Below are 17,103 nucleotides of genomic sequence, written 5' to 3'. Positions count from 1 at the left end.
CCGTCGAAGCCTGGGCAGATGCCGGTTTCATGCTGATCCGGAGTTCCCATGCTGCTTGAGTCCCTACTCGCTTATGCCCATATCTCCGCCATCCTCTTGCTGGCGGTGTTCCTCACCAGCAAGACCGCGTTGATGCGTCCCGAGATGATCGAGGGTCGCAAGTCCGTCCTCGATCGACTGTTGCGTCTGGACGATTGGCTCTGGGGGAGTTTCTGTGCGGTGGGCGCAACCGGGCTTGCCTACATGGTCTGGGGCGCCAAGGGCTGGGGCTGGTATGTGACCAATCCCTTGCTCTGGAGCAAAGTCGGCTTTTTCTTGCTGATGGTGGGCATGTCGATTCGCGCAAGCCTGAATCTGCGGCATTGGACACGGGAGTGCAGGCTAGGCGGGCGTTTCCCGTCGGATGATGCGATCCGCCGCCAGCGACGCTGGCTGATGTGGCAGTCGCATGTCATGATCGTGATCCCTTTATTCGGCGCCTTGTTGGCCTATGGTTTTTGAATGTCGAACGGCGTTCGGCGCTTGTTGTAAAGATCGTTACATCAAGAAATATTGTTAACATCAAGTTACGAATGGATCTGATCTGGCGCAAAAAAGATTCATAAGGTGTTCCTTATATTCGATCCCTGCTCTGCAGGCAAACTCGAGCGCCCGCCCATCCATGTCTGAACCCAGAGGAGAAAACTGTGCCAGAAGAACGCCCTTATGAACCCATGCCCGTGCTCGGACCGGATGGACGCCCCATCCCACGAGCCGACCTGCCCATGCCCGACCTGCATTTCGCCCGACCGATGGGCGCCTGGGTGATCGTCGCGGCGCTGTTCATCGTCGTCGTCGGTCTTTGGGCTGCCGTGGCGACTTACTTTTCCATCCATGCATGAGGTGAACCCATGACGACATCTGCACATGATGCTTTCGAGGACAGATTCCACCATGTTGCGTTGCGACACGAGCGGGTCTGGATTTTCATCGCAGTCGCTTTGGTCGCCGTGCTGTTTGTCGTGGCCGTGTACTTCGTGGTGCACGACTACGGACTCGTGGCCAAGACCACGAAGTTTTACAGCAACCCCGACACACCGGCGACATTGGCCGATTTTCAGGGTTCCGGCATCAAGCAGACCGGGCCCAATAGCTACAACGTGTACGAGATGGGCCGCGCCTGGAGCTGGACACCAGGCACGGCAACGCCGATCACCTTGCCGGCCGGCTCGCACGTCACGTTTTACGTGACCAGCGGCGACGTGCTGCACGGCTTCGAGGTGCAGGGCACGAGCATCAACCTCACCGCCATTCCGGGCGTGGTTGGGCACGTGAGCTACACCTTCGACAAGCCCGGCACCTACTACATCATCTGCAATGAGTATTGCGGCGCCGGCCATCAGGCCATGATCGGCAAGATCGTCATCACCGGAGCGAAACAGTCATGAGCGCAGTCCTGAGCCCTTCTGCCACCCGCAGCCTGGCCGTGCCCACCGCCGGCGACATCGCCAGTGAAAAGAAAATGCTCCTGGCCTTCTGGGTCACGGGCTTCCTGGCGCTGATGGTCGGCATCGCCATCGGCGTGTTGCAAAGCACCAATTACGCCGGGGTCGACCTCTATCCCTATCTGCAACCCTTCCTCAAGTCCTACTACCAGGGCTTGACCATGCACGGCGTGCTCAACGCCTACGTGTTCACGTTTTTCACCATCTCCGGCTGGCTCATGTATCTGCCGGCGCGCGAGCTCAAGCTCAAACCCAATATGACGCTGGCCTGGCTCACCTACGGGCTGATGCTGCTGGGCACGCTGATGGCGGCTTATGCGATGTTCGACAACTCCTCCAGCGTGCTCTACACCATGTACGCGCCGCTGCAGGGCAGCGCGTGGTTTTATCTCGGCATCACGCTGGTGGTGGTGGCGAGCATCCTGCCGCTGTTCGTCGTGCTCGGCATGCGCGCGCGTTGGAAAAAGGCCAACCCGGGCCAGCTCACGCCGCTGGTCACCTACATGAGCGCGACCATCCTGCTGATGTGGCTGCTTGCCGCGCTGGGTGCAGGCTCGGAGGCCGTGCTGCTGCTCGACCCCTGGGCGCTGGGCCTGACCAAGACCATTGACCCGCTGCTGGCACGCACGCTGTTCTGGTGGACTGGCCACCCCATCGTGTACTACTGGCTGATGCCGGGCTATATATCGATTTACGCGTTGCTGCCGCGGCAAGCCGGTGGCAAGCTGATTTCCGATCCGCTCACGCGCCTGGCCTTTCTGCTGCTGCTGGTGTTCTCGGTGCCGGTGGGGACACACCACCAGTACACCGACCCCGGCATTGCGCCGGTCATCAAGGGCGTGGTCACCGCGTTGACTTTGTCGGTCGCCATTCCCAGCCTGATCACGGCCTTCACCGTGGCCTTGAGCCTCGAGTACGCCGGGCGCCGCCGTGGAGGCAAGGGGCTGATGGGTTGGTGGACGGCACTGCCGTGGAAAGACGCATCGGTGGCGGCGCAGGTGCTGGCACTGGTCACGTTCATCTTCGGCGGCGCTGGCGGCATCGTCAACGCCAGCTGGCAGCTCGACAACGTGGTGCACAACACGCTGTGGATTCCCGCCCACTTCCATCTCACGGTGGGCACGATGACCACGCTGGTGTTCATGGGTGTGAGTTTCTGGCTGCTGCCCCACCTCACCGGACGCAAGCTCTACAGCCCGAAGCTCGCGCTGTGGAGCGTGTGGCTGTGGTTCATCGGCCTGATGACATGGGGTTTCGCCGGCCACTGGGCAGGCATGGACGGCGTGCCGCGCCGCACCTGGGTTTCGGGCCTGCCGCACGACCAGTACCTGCAGCTTTATGGGGCGGTGCATTCGGCACTCATCCTGGTGGGGATCGGCGGTGTGATCGCCGCGCTCGGCGCGGTCTGCTACTACATCGTGTTCTTCGGCACGCTGTTCGGCAAAAAAGACGACAAGGCGATGGTCGAGATTCCCTTCACCGAAGTCATCGCCGGTCCCGAAGGCTCGGCGATGGCGCGCATCGCCGAGCACCTCGGGTTCTGGACCATTGCCACGCTGATCATCACCCTGGCCGTCTACATTCCCGTGCTGTGGCCCATGATCACGCAGCCCATCCACGCACCCGGCTTCGTGTTGTGGTGAGTCAATGAGGGCTGCAAGCGCCGCGCCTCCAGCCCCCGAGCCGCTCAGGCGGCCCGGGGGCTGGAGGGCGTCGGTGCTGCGTGCCGTGCTTGTCTCCGCAGCCCTGATCGCAACGCTTTTCGCATGGTCGCGGCTGCAGCAGCACGCGGTTGCGCTGCATGGCACACCGCTTGCGCCGTCCCCCGCGCCGGCTTTCGTCGGATTCACCGACACGCAGGGCAGGGCGTTTTCCTGGGGCAATGAGCGCGGGCGCGCGGTGCTGGTGTTCTTCGGCTACACACATTGCCCCGACGTCTGCCCGCTCACCCTCTCGGCGCTGGCGCAAGCGCTGTCCACGCTTGGCCCGCTGCGCCGGCGCGTGCGCGTGGTTTTCGTCAGTCTCGACCCCGCACGGGATACGCCGACCGTGCTGCGCGCCTATCTCGATGCCTTCATCGCCGACGCCATCGGCCTGCGCGGCCCGCTATCCGCAGTGGCCGCATCGGCCCGGCAATGGGACGTGACCTGGCGGCGCGTGAACGCGGAAGGGGGCGACTACTGGATCGATCACACCGCCGCAGTCACCCTGGTCGGGCCCGATGGCCGGCTGCTGGCGCGCTACGGCTACGGCCAGCTCACCGATCCCGCGTGGCTGGCGGCCGATTTGCGCGCAACGCTGGAGTCCAGGTGACAGCCCCGGGATGGCCGCTTGCCGCATGGAGCGGCTGGTTCGCACTGGTCGCGGCTGGCGCGGCGCTGTATGCCCTGGCCGCGAGGCGAGGGCGCTGGCCCTGGTGGCGCGCGGCGGTTTTTGCCCTGGGGAGCGCGCTCACCCTGTTTGCGGTCTGGGGACTGAACAATCCGCTGGCGTCGATGACCGACTACACCGTGGCCCTGATGACGCTGGGTCAGGTGGTGTCGCCCTTTCTGCTGCTGGGTTTCCCGCCTGCTGCGCGCTTGCAATGGCGCTCCAGCGGCAATCGCTGGTGGGCGGCGTGGCTGCTCGATCCCTGGGTGGCCGCGGCGGTGTTCGTGCTGCTGACCCTGGGCGTGAATCTGCCCGGCGTGTTCGACACCGCCTTGGCCGATGCGCTGTTTTCGGCGCCCATCGGCATGTTGCTGCTGGTCTCGGGGTTGATGTTCTGGGCGCAGCTGCTGCCTGGCAGCACCGGCATCGGGCAACGCTGGGTAGCCGGCATCTATGCCTGGCTGGCCAGCCTGCCGATGATGATCATCGCCGCCGTTTGGGTGTGGAGCGGGCATGTGCTCTACACGCCGTATCTCGATGTGTTGTGTCTGTGGAACCTGAGCCCGCTGGACGATCAGCATTACGCCGGTCTGGTGATGTTCGCCGCCGGCCTGCCGCTGCAACTGCGCGCTGCATGGCTGCTGATCATGCCGGGTGACGACGAAGACCAGCAGGACAGGATGAAGGGCCGTGATTCAACCACGATGGGCGTCGCGTCTGATCGATGACGTGCGCCTTTGCCACGACTCCCGACTGAAATCGAACTGAAACGCGCCCACCGCAAGGCCTGCGAGCCTTGAAGATTGGCACATGGCGCATATTCTGTTTGTATATTCGTAGACGTTGGGCAAACCCGTCGAACGGCTTCAAGCGGCTCCAAACGCCAACCACAGCACAGCACAGCACAGCACAGCACAGCACAGCACAGCACAGCACAGGAACCACACCATGGCCACCAATGATGCGCCGCAAGGCCAGGGGAATCCGGCCGGCAAAAAATTGCCCAAGTTCGACCCCAAGACCCGCGTGCACCTGGGCTACTGGCTGATGGCCATGGTCGCCGTGTTCTGGCTGCAAAGCATCTGGTCGACATCCCAGGACGTGCAAACCGTGCCTTACAGCCAATTCCAGACCGAATTGCAGCAAGGCAAATTCAGCAATGTCGTGGTGGGCCAGCAGACCATCACCGGCACCCTCAAATCGCCAGATGCCACCGGCAAGAAAATCATGGTTGCCGTGCGGGTCGATCCCCAACTCGCCGGCCAGTTGCAGCGTCAAGGCGTGACCTATTCGCAGGCTTACAGCAACACCTGGCTGAGCAACATTCTCTCGTGGGTGCTGCCGGCGCTGGTGTTTTTCGGTGTCTGGTATTTCATGGTGCGCAAGTTCGCCGAGAAGCAGGGCGGCATGGGCATGGGCGGCTTCATGTCCATCGGCAAGAGCCGGGCCAAGGTCTATATGGAGAACAGCACCGGCGTGACCTTCGCCGACGTGGCCGGTGTCGACGAAGCCAAGGCCGAACTCGAAGAAATCGTCGATTTCCTGAAAAACCCGGTGGATCACAGCCGTCTGGGCGCGCGTGCGCCCAAAGGGGTGCTCCTGGTCGGCCCGCCGGGTGTGGGCAAAACCCTGTTGGCGCGCGCCGTGGCTGGCGAAGCCGGTGTGCCGTTCTACTCCATCAGCGGCTCGGAGTTCGTCGAGATGTTCGTGGGTGTCGGCGCCGCGCGGGTGCGTGACCTGTTCGAGCAGGCCAGGAAGCAGGCACCGGCCATCATCTTCATCGACGAACTCGACGCCATGGGCCGCGCCCGTGGTTTCAACCCCTTCGGCGGTGGCGGGCACGACGAGAAGGAGCAGACCCTCAACCAGTTGCTGGTGGAACTCGACGGTTTCGATTCATCCACCGGCCTGATCATTCTGGCCGCGACCAATCGGCCGGAAATTCTCGATGCTGCCTTGCTGCGCGCAGGCCGCTTCGACCGTCAGGTGCTGGTCGACCGCCCCGACAAGATCGGCCGGGTGCAGGTGCTGCAAGTGCATGTGCGCAAGATCCATCTCGACCCGAAAGTGGACCTGGAGCAGGTGGCTGCGCTCACGCCCGGGTTCTCGGGGGCCGATCTTGCCAACCTGGTGAACGAAGCCGCGCTCATGGCGACGCGCAACAACGCCCAGACCGTCACCACCGAGCATTTCACGCTCGCTGTCGAACGCATCGTCGCCGGTCTGGAGAAGAAGAACCGCCTGCTCAACCCCAAGGAACGCGACATCGTCGCGCATCACGAAATGGGCCACGCCATCGTCTCCATGAGCCTGCCGGGAACGGACGTGGTGCACAAGGTGTCCATCATCCCGCGCGGCGTCGGCGCCCTTGGCTACACCATCCAGCGCCCGACCGAAGACCGCTACCTCATGACCCGCGAGGAACTGGAGAACAAGATGGCGGTGTTGATGGGTGGGCGTGCCGCCGAGCACATCGTCTATGGCCACTGGTCCACCGGCGCCGCCGACGATCTGGCCAAGGTCACCGACATCGCCCGCAGCATGGTCACGCGCTACGCCATGGTGGACAAGCTGGGATCGATGACCCTGGAAAATGCGCCGCAAACCATGCTGGGCGGGCCCGTCATGCCGCAACAGCGCGAATACAGCGAGCAGACCGCCCGTGAAGTGGACTGCGCCGTGCGCGAACTGGTGAATGCCGCATTCACCAGCGCCAAAGCCATCCTCCAGAGCAAACGCGCCATGCTGGACGAAGGTGCGCGCCAGTTGCTGGACAAGGAAACACTGAGTGGTGCCGAACTCAAGGCGTTGACGCAGATTGCCGTGCCTGCCGAATCGGCCGCCGCAGAGACGAATGCAGAGATGAAGCCAGCACCCGCCGCCAGCCCGGCATCTGCCTGATTCGGCCGGGCGTCGCCCAAAAAAACGCCGGCCGATCGGCCGGCGTTTTCAACGCAAGGGGTGCGCTGCTTTACTGCGTGACCTTGGCTTGCGCGAGCAATTCCTGCTGGTACTTTTGCACCGCTTCGCGCTGCAGTTCCTGCATGATTTGGGGCTTGAGTTGATCCATGGTCGGCGGCTTGGCCGGGCGGGTCTTGTCCAGCTTGATGATGTGCCAGCCGAACTGGGTCTGCACCGGGGTGGTGGTGTACTCGCCCGGTTTGAGCTTGGTCAGCGCGGCGGCGAACGGTTCCACGTAGTTGCCGGGAGTTGACCAGCCCAGATCACCGCCCTTGACGGCCGAGGCTGCATCCTTCGAGTATTTCTTGGCCATCTCGCTGAACTTGGCGCCCTTTTTCAACTGCGCGATGATGTCATCGGCTTCCTTCTCGGTCGGCACCAGGATGTGCTGGGCTTCGTACTCGGTGGTGCCGAAGCTCTTGGCGAACTGGTCGTACTTGGCCTTGACCTGCGCGTCGGTGATCGGATGCTTTTTCAGGTAGTCCTGGAACAGGGTGCGAATCAGAATGTTCTGGCGGCCGACCTGGATTTCTTCCTGCACGTCCTTCTGGTTCTGCAGGCCTTGTTTTTCGGCTTCCTGCACCACGACTTCACGCAGGATCAGCTCTTTCTTGATCTGGTCCTTGAGTTGCGGGGTCACGGGCTGGCCGGACTGCTTGGCCATGTTCTCGGCGACGATGGTGACCATGCTCTCGGGAATGGCCTTGCCATTGACGGTGGCTGCCGTCTGGGCGAACGCCGCGGGGGACAGCAGGGCGAGTGCCAAAGCTGCTGGCAGAAGTTTGATCAGGGGTTTTTGCATGACTGAATGGGGAGGGGTTCGTGAGCGCAGGCCACAAGGACCACGAGGGCTTGCAACCTAGGGTTGGGGTGGCTTGGATAAGTCGCCCGGGGCATGCAGGTCGAGCACGAGGGCATGAATGTCGTGCGCCAGCATCGAAGCCAAAGCATCATACACGAGCCTATGGCGCGCAAGCCTTGACTTTCCGCTGAATGCATGGCTGACCATGCGCACGCGAAAATGGCTGCCCTGGGCATCGAAGCCGCCATGCCCGGCGTGGCTGGCGGATTCGTCGATGACCTGCAGTTGCTCGGGGTCGAGCGCCAGCCGCAAGGCCTGCTCGATGCGCTGGGCGCGGTGCATCAAACGCTCCATCAGGCGTTTTTTCGCGGCAGGTAGCGGGCGATCATCAAGGACTGGATGACGGCGAACACCAGCGTGAGGCCCAGGCTGCCGAAGAGCTTGAAATCCACCCAGATGGCCGTGGAGTAGCGGTAGGCCACCCAGATGTTGACGATGCCCATGACCGCGAAGTAGCCGGCCCACGACCAGTTCAGCCGCGTCCAGGCCACGGCGGGCAAATCCATCTGCGTGCCCAGCAGTTGGCGGATGAAGTTCTTGCGGAACAGCACCTGCCCGCCCACCAGCACGACGGCGAACACCCAGTACAGCACCGTGGGCTTCCACTTGATGAAGGTGTCGTTGTGCAGCAGCAGTGTGGCGCCGCCGAACAGCACGACGATGACGAGGCTGACCCAGAGCATGGGCTCCACCTTGCGGCCCTTGAACCACACCCAGCCGATTTGGGCGAAGGTGGCGGCGATGGCCACGCCGGTGGCCACATAGATGCCGCCGAATTTGAAGGCGACGAAAAACAGGATGATGGGAAAGAAGTCGAACAGGAGTTTCATGCCCGTCATTATCCTTGTTCGCCGGTGCTGTCGGCATGCTGGCCGGGGGCGAAATCGAGCGCTGCGGAGTTGATGCAGTAGCGCAGGCCGTTCAGTCCGGGGCCATCGTCGAACACATGGCCGAGGTGGGCATGGCATTTGGCGCAGCGCACTTCGGTGCGCACCATGCCATGGCTGCGGTCTTTCACTTCCTCGATGGAACGTCCCCAGGCCGGCTCGGTGAAACTGGGCCAGCCGGAGCCGGAGTCGAACTTGGTGGTGGAGTCGAACAGCAGCGCGCCGCAGCACACGCAGCGGTAACTCCCATCCGCATGGTGGTCCCAGTATTGGCCGGTGAAGGGGGCTTCGGTGGCGCTGCAGCGCGTCACGCGGTATTGCTCGGGGGTGAGTCGGAGACGGTAGTCGGCGTCGGCTTTGTCGTCGGACTGGGTGGGTGACATGAAGCAATCTCCGTGGAGAAGAAAAGCTGAAGCGTGGTTGGGGCGAACATGCCGGGGCGGTCGAGCCGGTTCAAGACGAGCAGGACAGGGCGGGAGCTTCGGCATCCTGCGGCGGTGCGGCGGCGTAAGCCGCGTGCTCGGGCTGCTCCGCATAGGGATGCCGCAGTACGGCCATCAGTTCCCGCGTGGCGGAAAAATCGCCGGCCTCGGCTTGGGCAATGACGTCTTGCGCCAGATGATGGCGCAAGACGAAGCGCGGGTTCACAAGATCCATCGCCAGCTTGCGTTCGGCGTCCGCACGGCCCTGCTGCTGCAGGCGCTGGCGGTACTCGGCAACCCAGGTGTGGAAGCGTTGCGGGCGGGTGGCGAACAGGCTTTGCAACGCCTCGGGAATCGGGCTGCCGGGGTTGGCAGACAGAGGGCTCAGCAGGCGAAAACTCAGGGTCCAGTCGGCCTGGTTCTCGGCCATGGCCGCAAGCCAGGCGTCAACCAGGGCATCGTCGCCGCCTTGCGGTGCACCCAGGCCCAGTTTGTCTTGCAACTGGGCGCGCATGGCTTGCGAGAACTGCGGCTCGAAGGCTTCCACTGCGTCAATCGCGAGCCGGGGATCGCCGATCAGCGGCAGCAAGGCCTGGGCCAGCGCCAGCAGATTCCAGCGCGCAATGGCCGGCTGCCGTCCCCAGGCATAGCGGCCGGAGCGGTCGGTGGTGTTGGGCGTGTGCGCCGGATCGAAGCCGTCCATGAAAGCGAACGGGCCATAGTCCAGCGTCCAGCCCAGCATCGACATGTTGTCGGTATTCATCACCCCGTGGATGAAGCCCACGCACTGCCATTGCGCCATGAGCCGGGCGGTGCGCGCCACCACGCCCTGCAGCAGGGCGAGGACAGGGTTGGCGGCATCGGCGCAGGCGGGATCGATGCGGGCGATGGTCCAGTCGGCCAGGCGGCGCAGCGCTGCATGCCGGCCGCTGTAGCTGAAGTGTTCGAAATGGCCGAAGCGGATGAAACTCGGCGCCAGGCGTGTGACGACCGCCGCGGTTTCCATGCGCTCGCGCGCCACCGGCAAGCTGGAGGTGACGAGGCAGAGCGCACGCGTGGTGGGAATGCCGAGGTGCCACATGGCTTCGCTGCAGAGGAATTCGCGGATGGAGGAACGCAACACCGCGCGCCCATCGCCATGGCGGGAGTAGGGCGTGAGCCCTGCCCCCTTGAGTTGCACTTCCCAGCGCGCATGGCCGCAGTTCTGCGTGGCATCCGGCGCGTCGAGTTCGCCCAGCAGGTGGGCGCGGCCGTCACCGAGTTGCCCGGCCCAGTTGCCGAACTGGTGGCCGGAATAGACGGTGCTGATCGGGTCGCAACCGGCCGGCAGGGTGGTGCCGCTGAACAACTCGGCCCAGGCCTGCTGCGTTTCAGGATGGGTCGATCCCAGATGCAGACCCAGCAGGCGCGAGGCATCTTCGCTCACCAAACTCAAGCGCGGTGCGGGTAGCCCCATTGGCCGAACAGGGCTGAAGAATTCGCTCCCCAGGCTGCGATAGGGCTGGTCGAAGCCGAGGTCGACCCTGTTTGGAGTCGGTAGCGAGCAAGTTTCCATGGCATGATTGTCCCCGAGAGCGAAAGCCCTGCGGCGACTGTGTCTGTGTGCGTCTCGAGACCAACCCGCGAGCGATGGGGATGTGGCCCAGGGCTGGCGGCCCGATGACGGAAATCACGCCATACCACTTGCGGTATCAGAATGAAACATTTTGATACCGTGGCATCGGGCCTGCCGTCGAAATGCAGGGTTTTCCCGTGGGAAAAGCGCTTGAGCAGCCTGCGTGCATTGCAGCAGAATGTCACCTGTCAAACCAACAAACTCCAATGCCGAACACGCCGATATTGCGGGCCCAGGGGCTCAGCAAGCAGTTTTCCGGTTTCGCCGCGGTGCAAAATGTCGATCTGAAAATCGAAGAGGGATCGATTCATGCACTGGTCGGTCCGAACGGCGCTGGAAAAACAACCTGTTTCAATTTGCTCAGTAAATTTCTCCAGCCCAGCGCGGGCGATATTTATTTTCGTGAGCAGAACATCACAAAAATGTCTCCAGCCAATATATCCAGGCTGGGCATGGTGCGCTCGTTTCAAATCAGTGCCACATTTGCGCACATGAGTTTGCTGGAAAATGTGCGTGTGGGCCTGCAGCGCAGTTCCGGGCTGGCGCATCAGTTCTGGTTGCCAAAGCGCGCCCTGCGCAAATTGGACGATCAAGCCATGAGCTTTCTGGATCTCGTCGGTTTGTCCGCCGAGGCAGAGCAACTGGCCACGAACCTACCCTACGGCCACAAGCGTGCGCTGGAACTTGCCACCACGCTGGCGATGAATCCGCAACTGCTCTTGCTCGACGAGCCCACCCAGGGCCTGGGTCATGAGGATGTGGAGCAGGTCACCGATCTCATCCGTCGCGTCGCCAAGGGTCGCACGGTGCTGATGGTTGAACACAACATGTCGGTCATATCCCGCATTTGCGACCGAGTCACGGTGATGCAGCGCGGCCAGATCCTGGCCGAGGGCAGTTATGCCGAGGTGTCGCGCAATCCTGAAGTGATCGCCGCCTACATGGGCGACGAAGCCGAGGAGATGGAGACATGACCGCACCCGAGGTGCTGCATGCGCCGTCCGCCTCGGCTCATGCGCCGGCTTCCGACGCAGCGCTGGAAGGCGCTGCAAGTGCCGCCTTGCACATCGACAAGCTGCACGCCTGGTATGGCGAGTCGCATGTGCTGCATGGTGTGAACCTGCACGTCCAGCCTGGCGAGACCGTCTGCCTGCTGGGCCGAAACGGGGCAGGGCGGACCACCACCCTGCGCGCCATCATGGGGCTGACGAGTGCGCGTACCGGCAGCATTCGTGTGTTCGGACATGAGGTCATTGGCGTGCCGCGCCACCGCGTTGCGCCGCTTGGGGTGGGCTACTGTCCGGAAGAACGCGGTATTTTCGCAAGCCTCAGCGCACATGAAAATTTTTTACTTCCCCCTGAATTGAAAACCGGGTTTCCCGGACTCAGCGAAGACGAGATCTATGCTTTGTTTCCCAATTTGCGGGAACGCGCCAAAAGCCCAGGAACGCGCCTATCCGGCGGCGAACAACAAATGCTCGCGGTGGCGCGCATTTTGCGCACCGGCGCGCGCCTGCTGTTGTTGGATGAAATTTCCGAAGGCCTTGCTCCTGTTATCGTGCAGGCTCTCGGCCTGGCGATGAATACACTGAAGAGCAAAGGCTTTTCAATTCTGCTCGTCGAGCAGAATTTTAGATTTTCCGCGAATTTGGCCGACCGGTTTTATGTCATGGAAGGCGGCCAGATCGTTCTGGAAATCGCGCGAGCCGATTTAGAAAAAAATCGCGCGACACTCAAGGGTTTACTCGGAATTTGAATCCGGTCAAACCATCCATCCACAAGGAGACTTGCATGAAACTGAACAAACTGACTTTGGCACTCGCCCTGGCACTGGGGACGGCATCGATGGCCCAGGCCGAGGCGCCGGTGAAAATCGGCTTCATCACCGATTTGTCTGGCGTCTATTCCGCCGTTGACGGCCCTGGCGGCGTGGCCGCGATCAAGATGGCCATCCAGGACTTCGGCGGTTCGGTTCTCGGCCGCAAGATCGAACTGACGAGCTTCGATCACCAGAACAAGGCCGACCTGGCCGCTGGCAAGGCGAAGGAATATTTTTCGCAGGACGGCGTCGACATGCTGATCGGCGGCACCAACAGCGCCACCGCACTGGCCATGGAACCCATTGCCGCACAGTACAAAAAACCGTTCTTCGTGGTGGGCGCGGGTGCGTCCACCATCGTCGGCAAGCAATGCACCCCTTACACGGTGATGTATGCCTACAACACCACGGCGCTGGCACGCGGCACGGCCAGCGCCGTCATCAAGCATGGCGGCAAGACCTGGTATTTCCTCACGGCCGACTATGCCTTCGGCAAGTCGCTCGAGAGCGAGGCGGCCAAGGTGGTCGAGGCCGATGGCGGCAAGGTCGTGGGTCAGGTCTACGCCCCGCTGGGCGCATCCGACTTCTCCTCCTATCTGCTGCAGGCGCAGGCCTCCAAGGCGCAGGTGCTCGGCTTGGCCAATGCCGGTGGCGACTCCGACAACTCCATCAAGCAGGCCAACCAGTTTGGCGTGACCAAGACCATGAAGCTGGCTGGTCTGCTGCTGTTCATCACCGACATTCACGCCGTCGGCCTGCCCGCCGCGCAAGGCCTCTACCTCACCACGCCGTGGTACTGGAACCAGAACGCGCAGTCGCGGGCCTGGGCCGAGCGCTACTTCAAGGAGATGAAGGCGATGCCGACCTTCATTCAGGCTGGCGACTATTCCGCCACGCTCACGTATCTGAAGGCGGTGAAGGCGGCCGGGACCACCGACGGCACCAAGGTGATGGACGAGATGCACAAGATGAAGGTCAACGACATGTTCATGCATGACGGCTTCATGCGCCCCAGCGGCCTGATGATCCACGACATGTACCTGGAACAGGTCAAGACCCCGGCCGAATCCAAAGAACCCTGGGACTACTACAAGCTGGTGCAGACCATCCCCGGCAACGACGCTTTCGGCCCGGCGGCCGCCTACGGCTGCCCGCTGGACAAGTAAGAGGCAAGAGGCGTTGAGGTGCCTGCCTCGCGCGCTGCCGAACGGCGCGAGGCAGGCTTTCACCGAACCGGTTTGACGTTCGAGCACCCCCAAGGTCGGCTCACCGACCCGGACCCCCGTGAGGGTCAAGAAAACTTGGGGCGGCCCTGCGTTTCCTTGAGAGGTGCAGCTTGACTGAACCCTTTGGTTTTCCCTTGCCCTTGCTGCTGGGGCAACTCATGCTCGGCCTGGTCAACGGCGCGTTCTACGCCATGTTGTCCCTGGGTCTGGCCGTGATTTTCGGCTTGATGGATGTGGTGAATTTCGCCCATGGCGCCTTCTTCATGATGGGCGCGATGTTCGCCTGGATGGGCGGGCAGTACTTCCATCTCGATTTCTGGTGGATGCTCCTGATCGCCCCCTTGCTGGTGGGACTGTTCGGCGTGTTGGTCGAGCGCCTGATGCTGCGCCGTCTGCGCGGCATCGACCCCATTTACGGCTTGCTCCTGACCTTCGGCCTCACCCTCTTGATCGAAGGCGTATTCCGCTCCTTCTTCGGCGTGGCGGGCTCGCCCTACAACCCGCCTGCGCTGCTGAGCGGCACCCTGGATCTGGGCTTCATGTATCTGCCCGTGTACTACGCCTTCGCCGTGGTCGCCAGCCTGGTGGCCTGCTTCGGCACCTGGCTGCTGATCGAGCGCACCAAGCTTGGCGCCTATCTGCGTGCGGGCACTGAAAACCCGGCGCTGATCCAGGCCTTCGGCATCAACTTCCCGCTGCTGGTCATGCTCACATTCGCCTTCGGTTCGGCGCTCGCCGGCCTCGCCGGGGTGCTTGCGGCTCCCGTCATCCAGGTGTCGCCGCTGATGGGTTCCAACCTCATCATCGTGGTCTTCGCCATCGTCGTCATCGGTGGCATGGGCTCGGTCATGGGCGCCATCGTCTCGGGCCTGGCGCTGGGCATCATCGAGGGGCTGGCCAAGGTCATTTATGCCCCTATTTCCACCACCGTGGTGTTCATCTTCATGGCCCTGGTGCTCACCGTGCGCCCCGCCGGCCTTTTCGGCAAGGAAAAATGACCATGCCCTGGCGCACGCGTTTACCTGCTCATGTGACCTGGGCCTTGCTGCTGCTGGCCTTGGCGGCGCCCTGGCTGGGGCTCTACCCGGTGCTCGGCATGCGCATGATGTGCTTCGCCCTGTTCGCCTGCGCCTTCAATCTTTTGGCGGGTTATGCCGGGCTCATTTCCTTCGGCCATGCCGCATTGTTCGGCGGGGCGGGTTATCTCACCGGCCTGGCCCTCACCGCCTGGGGTTTGCCCACGCCGGTGGGCATTCTCATCGGTGTGCTCGCCGCGCTGTGCATCGGCCTGGTGATGGGTTTGCTGGCGGTGCGGCGACAGGGCATCTACTTTTCCATGATCACCCTGGCGCTGGCGCAGATCGTTTATTTTTACGCCTTGCAGGCTGATTTCACCGGTGGCGAGGATGGCCTTCAGGGTATTCCGCGCGGCAGCCTGTTGGGCTTGCCGCTGCAGTCCGACCGGGTGATGTACTACGTCGTGCTGGCGGTGTTCGTGGCCAGTTGGTGGTTCATGCGCCGGGTGGTGAACTCCCCTTTCGGCCAGGTGCTGCAAGCGGTGCGCGAGAACGAGCCGCGCGCCATCTCGCTCGGCTACCGCGCCAACCGCTACAAGCTCGGCGTGTTCCTGCTGTCAGCCGGGTTTGCTGGGCTGGCGGGGGCGATGAAGGCGGTGGTGATGGGTTTCGAGACCCTGACCGACGTGCACTGGAGCACTTCGGGCCTGGTCATTCTCATGACCCTCGTGGGCGGCCTCGGCACCGACCTCGGACCCATCCTCGGCGCGGTCATCATTACCGTGCTGGAGGAAAAAATGGGCACCATTGCGCGCTTTCTGGTCGACCTCACCGGCATCCACTGGCTCAACAACCTCAACGACTCGGTGAGCATGGTGATCGGCGCCATTTTCGTGCTCTGCGTGCTGCTGTTCCGGCGCGGCATCGTGGGCGAGTTGCGCGCCCGGCTACGCGGGACGCAGCCGTCCTGAGATCGATTGCACAGCAGGGGTTTTGACGGTACGGATGGCCGCCCTACCGGCTTCCAAGGATCTCACCACGAAATCAACCTTCCGTGTGTTCGCTGTCCCCGGCGAGAAGACCGTGGCGAATTCAGGCATGATGCGCGCCCAGTTCAACCTCAGCCGAGCTGCAGCGAACGGCCTGTGCCGATGGTTGCCTGAGTAAGATGGGCAGCATCGACCGGATATGCGTTCGGCATGTACCGCCAACTGACTCTTCTGCGCATGCGCTGGTATGCCGCCGCCACCGGCCGCGTCTTGATGCGGCATTGGCAGCTATTCGTCATCGCGGGCGTGTTCGTGCCGGTCGGAACCCCGGTCGGCAAACTGGTGATGAGCCTCGCCATGCCGCTGATGATGGTCCTGCGCGTCGGCAGCGACACCATCTGGCATTTCCAGCGCATCGTGCTGATCCAGGGCATCGCCCTGGTCTGGGTCATGGTGCAACGCCGTCACATACTCGGCGGCGAATTCATGGCCTATGCGCAAGCGTTGCCGATCTCTCTGCGCGAGCGGCGCTGGGTGGATGTGTCGGTGCTATTGCCCGCCAACAGCCTTTTACTGGCTCCCGTGGCGGCCTTGCTCATGGTCGCGCCCACCGGCGTGTCCGGACCAACATCCACCGCGTTCCTGCTCGCCTCGGCGGGGGTTCTGGCCAGCCTTGTGCTCCTCGCCCAGCTCGCCATGCTGGAGCGACACCCCGCGGCTGTCCTCACGATCGGCGTGGCCGATGGGGTGCTGAGTTGGTGCCTGACCCGCCCGGCCGATGCGGCAGGATGGCTTGCCCTTGGCGCTTGCGTGCTTTTCGGCGCGTCCTTCCTGCGCGTTCCGCCCGGCCTGTTCAAGGCTTTGCGTCAGGCCAGGATGCGGCGCGCCTCGGCTGGAAGAAAAAACCGTCTTCGACCGTTCTTCCGGTTATTGCCGCCGGCCAGGCGCATTCAGATGCAAGCCCTGTGGTTGCAGCATGCAGGGAGCACGGCTGTGCGCATGGCGGCGGCCATGGCGCTGGTCCTGGGCGCCGACGTGCTGATGCAGGTCTTCGCCTTCGACACCCGCGCCTTGCCCACCGCCATCCTCGCCATGGCCGCCGTCGCCCTGATCATCAGCGGCCTCTACCGCGTGCTGCGATCGGCACATCTGCCGGTGCAGCCCTATCTGCGCGCACTGCCTCTGCCAAGACGTTTCTGGGCGGCGCAGGATACAGCCTTCGTCGTCGCGTTGGGCGCGGTGCCGCTGGCGGTTCTGCTGGTTCCGCTGGGCCTGCATCGCGGCTCTGCCGTCATGACCCTGCTTGCCCTGGCCCTGGCCTACTTCGTACTGCTGGCCTTGCTGCGATTTCCGCTGGTCTACGGCGGGCGGCAGGCCGTTTTGCTGGGCGTGATCCTGGCCAGCACCTGGTCCGGCGTGGCGATGGCTGCGGTTGTTCGATAGGAGTGTGGC

Annotated in this window: 18 protein-coding genes; 13 read left to right on the top strand and 5 right to left on the bottom strand. The window is 63.0% G+C overall.

What is annotated here, in order from left to right; all coding sequences use genetic code 11:
- Nucleotides 1-48 precede the first annotated feature (48 nt).
- The 7 genes from THIX_RS13760 (at nucleotide 49) to ftsH (ending at nucleotide 6,755) form a co-directional block, all read left to right on the top strand.
- Nucleotides 49-501, top strand: coding sequence for a DUF2214 family protein (locus tag THIX_RS13760; RefSeq protein WP_112486656.1), 453 nt, complete (start codon nucleotides 49-51; stop codon nucleotides 499-501).
- 185 nt (nucleotides 502-686) lie between these two features.
- On the top strand, nucleotides 687-881 hold the full coding sequence (locus THIX_RS13755) for a hypothetical protein (protein WP_112486655.1): 195 nt from the start codon (nucleotides 687-689) through the stop codon (nucleotides 879-881).
- A 9-nt stretch (nucleotides 882-890) separates the two neighbouring features.
- Nucleotides 891-1,427 (top strand): cytochrome c oxidase subunit II, encoded by a 537-nt coding sequence (locus tag THIX_RS13750; RefSeq protein WP_112486654.1) that lies wholly within the window; start codon nucleotides 891-893, stop codon nucleotides 1,425-1,427.
- Nucleotides 1,424-3,127, top strand: a complete 1,704-nt coding sequence (locus THIX_RS13745; protein ID WP_112486653.1) for a cbb3-type cytochrome c oxidase subunit I — start codon at nucleotides 1,424-1,426, stop codon at nucleotides 3,125-3,127. Before THIX_RS13750 ends, THIX_RS13745 begins: the two co-directional genes overlap by 4 nt.
- A gap of 73 nt (nucleotides 3,128-3,200) precedes the next feature.
- Nucleotides 3,201-3,797, top strand: a complete 597-nt coding sequence (locus tag THIX_RS13740; protein ID WP_233224560.1) for an SCO family protein — start codon at nucleotides 3,201-3,203, stop codon at nucleotides 3,795-3,797.
- Entirely contained in the window at nucleotides 3,794-4,582 is a 789-nt protein-coding gene (locus THIX_RS13735; protein ID WP_112486651.1) for a cytochrome c oxidase assembly protein, read from the top strand. Before THIX_RS13740 ends, THIX_RS13735 begins: the two co-directional genes overlap by 4 nt.
- Before the next feature lie 319 nt (nucleotides 4,583-4,901).
- Complete coding sequence (gene ftsH, locus THIX_RS13730) at nucleotides 4,902-6,755, top strand: ATP-dependent zinc metalloprotease FtsH (protein ID WP_233224750.1); 1,854 nt, start codon at nucleotides 4,902-4,904, stop codon at nucleotides 6,753-6,755.
- A gap of 70 nt (nucleotides 6,756-6,825) precedes the next feature.
- Here the strand turns inward: ftsH and THIX_RS13725 are convergent, their stop codons facing one another.
- The 5 genes from THIX_RS13725 to THIX_RS13705 form a co-directional block, all read right to left on the bottom strand.
- Nucleotides 6,826-7,617 (bottom strand): peptidylprolyl isomerase, encoded by a 792-nt coding sequence (locus tag THIX_RS13725; RefSeq protein ID WP_112486650.1) that lies wholly within the window; start codon nucleotides 7,615-7,617, stop codon nucleotides 6,826-6,828.
- 57 nt (nucleotides 7,618-7,674) lie between these two features.
- Nucleotides 7,675-7,959 carry a BolA family transcriptional regulator gene (locus THIX_RS13720; protein ID WP_112488375.1) on the bottom strand — a complete coding sequence of 95 codons (285 nt, stop codon included), beginning with the start codon at nucleotides 7,957-7,959 and terminating at the stop codon, nucleotides 7,675-7,677.
- A gap of 11 nt (nucleotides 7,960-7,970) precedes the next feature.
- Nucleotides 7,971-8,507, bottom strand: coding sequence for a septation protein A (locus tag THIX_RS13715; protein WP_112488374.1), 537 nt, complete (start codon nucleotides 8,505-8,507; stop codon nucleotides 7,971-7,973).
- 8 nt (nucleotides 8,508-8,515) lie between these two features.
- Nucleotides 8,516-8,947 (bottom strand): peptide-methionine (R)-S-oxide reductase MsrB, encoded by a 432-nt coding sequence (gene msrB, locus THIX_RS13710; protein ID WP_112486649.1) that lies wholly within the window; start codon nucleotides 8,945-8,947, stop codon nucleotides 8,516-8,518.
- A 70-nt stretch (nucleotides 8,948-9,017) separates the two neighbouring features.
- Nucleotides 9,018-10,541, bottom strand: coding sequence for a YdiU family protein (locus THIX_RS13705; protein ID WP_112486648.1), 1,524 nt, complete (start codon nucleotides 10,539-10,541; stop codon nucleotides 9,018-9,020).
- Nucleotides 10,542-10,807: 266 nt separating this feature from the next.
- Here THIX_RS13705 and THIX_RS13700 point away from each other — a divergent pair, with 266 nt between their 5' ends.
- The 6 genes from THIX_RS13700 (at nucleotide 10,808) to THIX_RS13675 (ending at nucleotide 17,094) form a co-directional block, all read left to right on the top strand.
- Nucleotides 10,808-11,575, top strand: a complete 768-nt coding sequence (locus THIX_RS13700; protein WP_112486647.1) for an ABC transporter ATP-binding protein — start codon at nucleotides 10,808-10,810, stop codon at nucleotides 11,573-11,575.
- Nucleotides 11,572-12,357, top strand: a complete 786-nt coding sequence (locus THIX_RS13695; RefSeq protein ID WP_112486646.1) for an ABC transporter ATP-binding protein — start codon at nucleotides 11,572-11,574, stop codon at nucleotides 12,355-12,357. The genes THIX_RS13700 and THIX_RS13695 overlap by 4 nt, the downstream gene beginning before the upstream one ends.
- A gap of 35 nt (nucleotides 12,358-12,392) precedes the next feature.
- Complete coding sequence (locus THIX_RS13690; RefSeq protein ID WP_112486645.1) at nucleotides 12,393-13,586, top strand: ABC transporter substrate-binding protein; 1,194 nt, start codon at nucleotides 12,393-12,395, stop codon at nucleotides 13,584-13,586.
- Nucleotides 13,587-13,756: 170 nt separating this feature from the next.
- Nucleotides 13,757-14,644, top strand: coding sequence for a branched-chain amino acid ABC transporter permease (locus tag THIX_RS13685; protein WP_112486644.1), 888 nt, complete (start codon nucleotides 13,757-13,759; stop codon nucleotides 14,642-14,644).
- Nucleotides 14,641-15,633, top strand: coding sequence for a branched-chain amino acid ABC transporter permease (locus THIX_RS13680; protein ID WP_112486643.1), 993 nt, complete (start codon nucleotides 14,641-14,643; stop codon nucleotides 15,631-15,633). The genes THIX_RS13685 and THIX_RS13680 overlap by 4 nt, the downstream gene beginning before the upstream one ends.
- Before the next feature lie 228 nt (nucleotides 15,634-15,861).
- The gene (locus THIX_RS13675; RefSeq protein ID WP_112486642.1) at nucleotides 15,862-17,094 is read left to right on the top strand and encodes a hypothetical protein; all 1,233 of its coding nucleotides are present in this window, start codon (nucleotides 15,862-15,864) and stop codon (nucleotides 17,092-17,094) included.
- Nucleotides 17,095-17,103 lie beyond the last annotated feature (9 nt).

The sequence above is a fragment of the Thiomonas sp. X19 genome, from assembly GCF_900089495.1.
Taxonomy (GTDB): domain Bacteria; phylum Pseudomonadota; class Gammaproteobacteria; order Burkholderiales; family Burkholderiaceae_C; genus Thiomonas_A.
The sequence above is the reverse complement of the archived record's forward strand: the minus strand, read 5'-3'. Positions and strand labels throughout refer to the sequence as shown.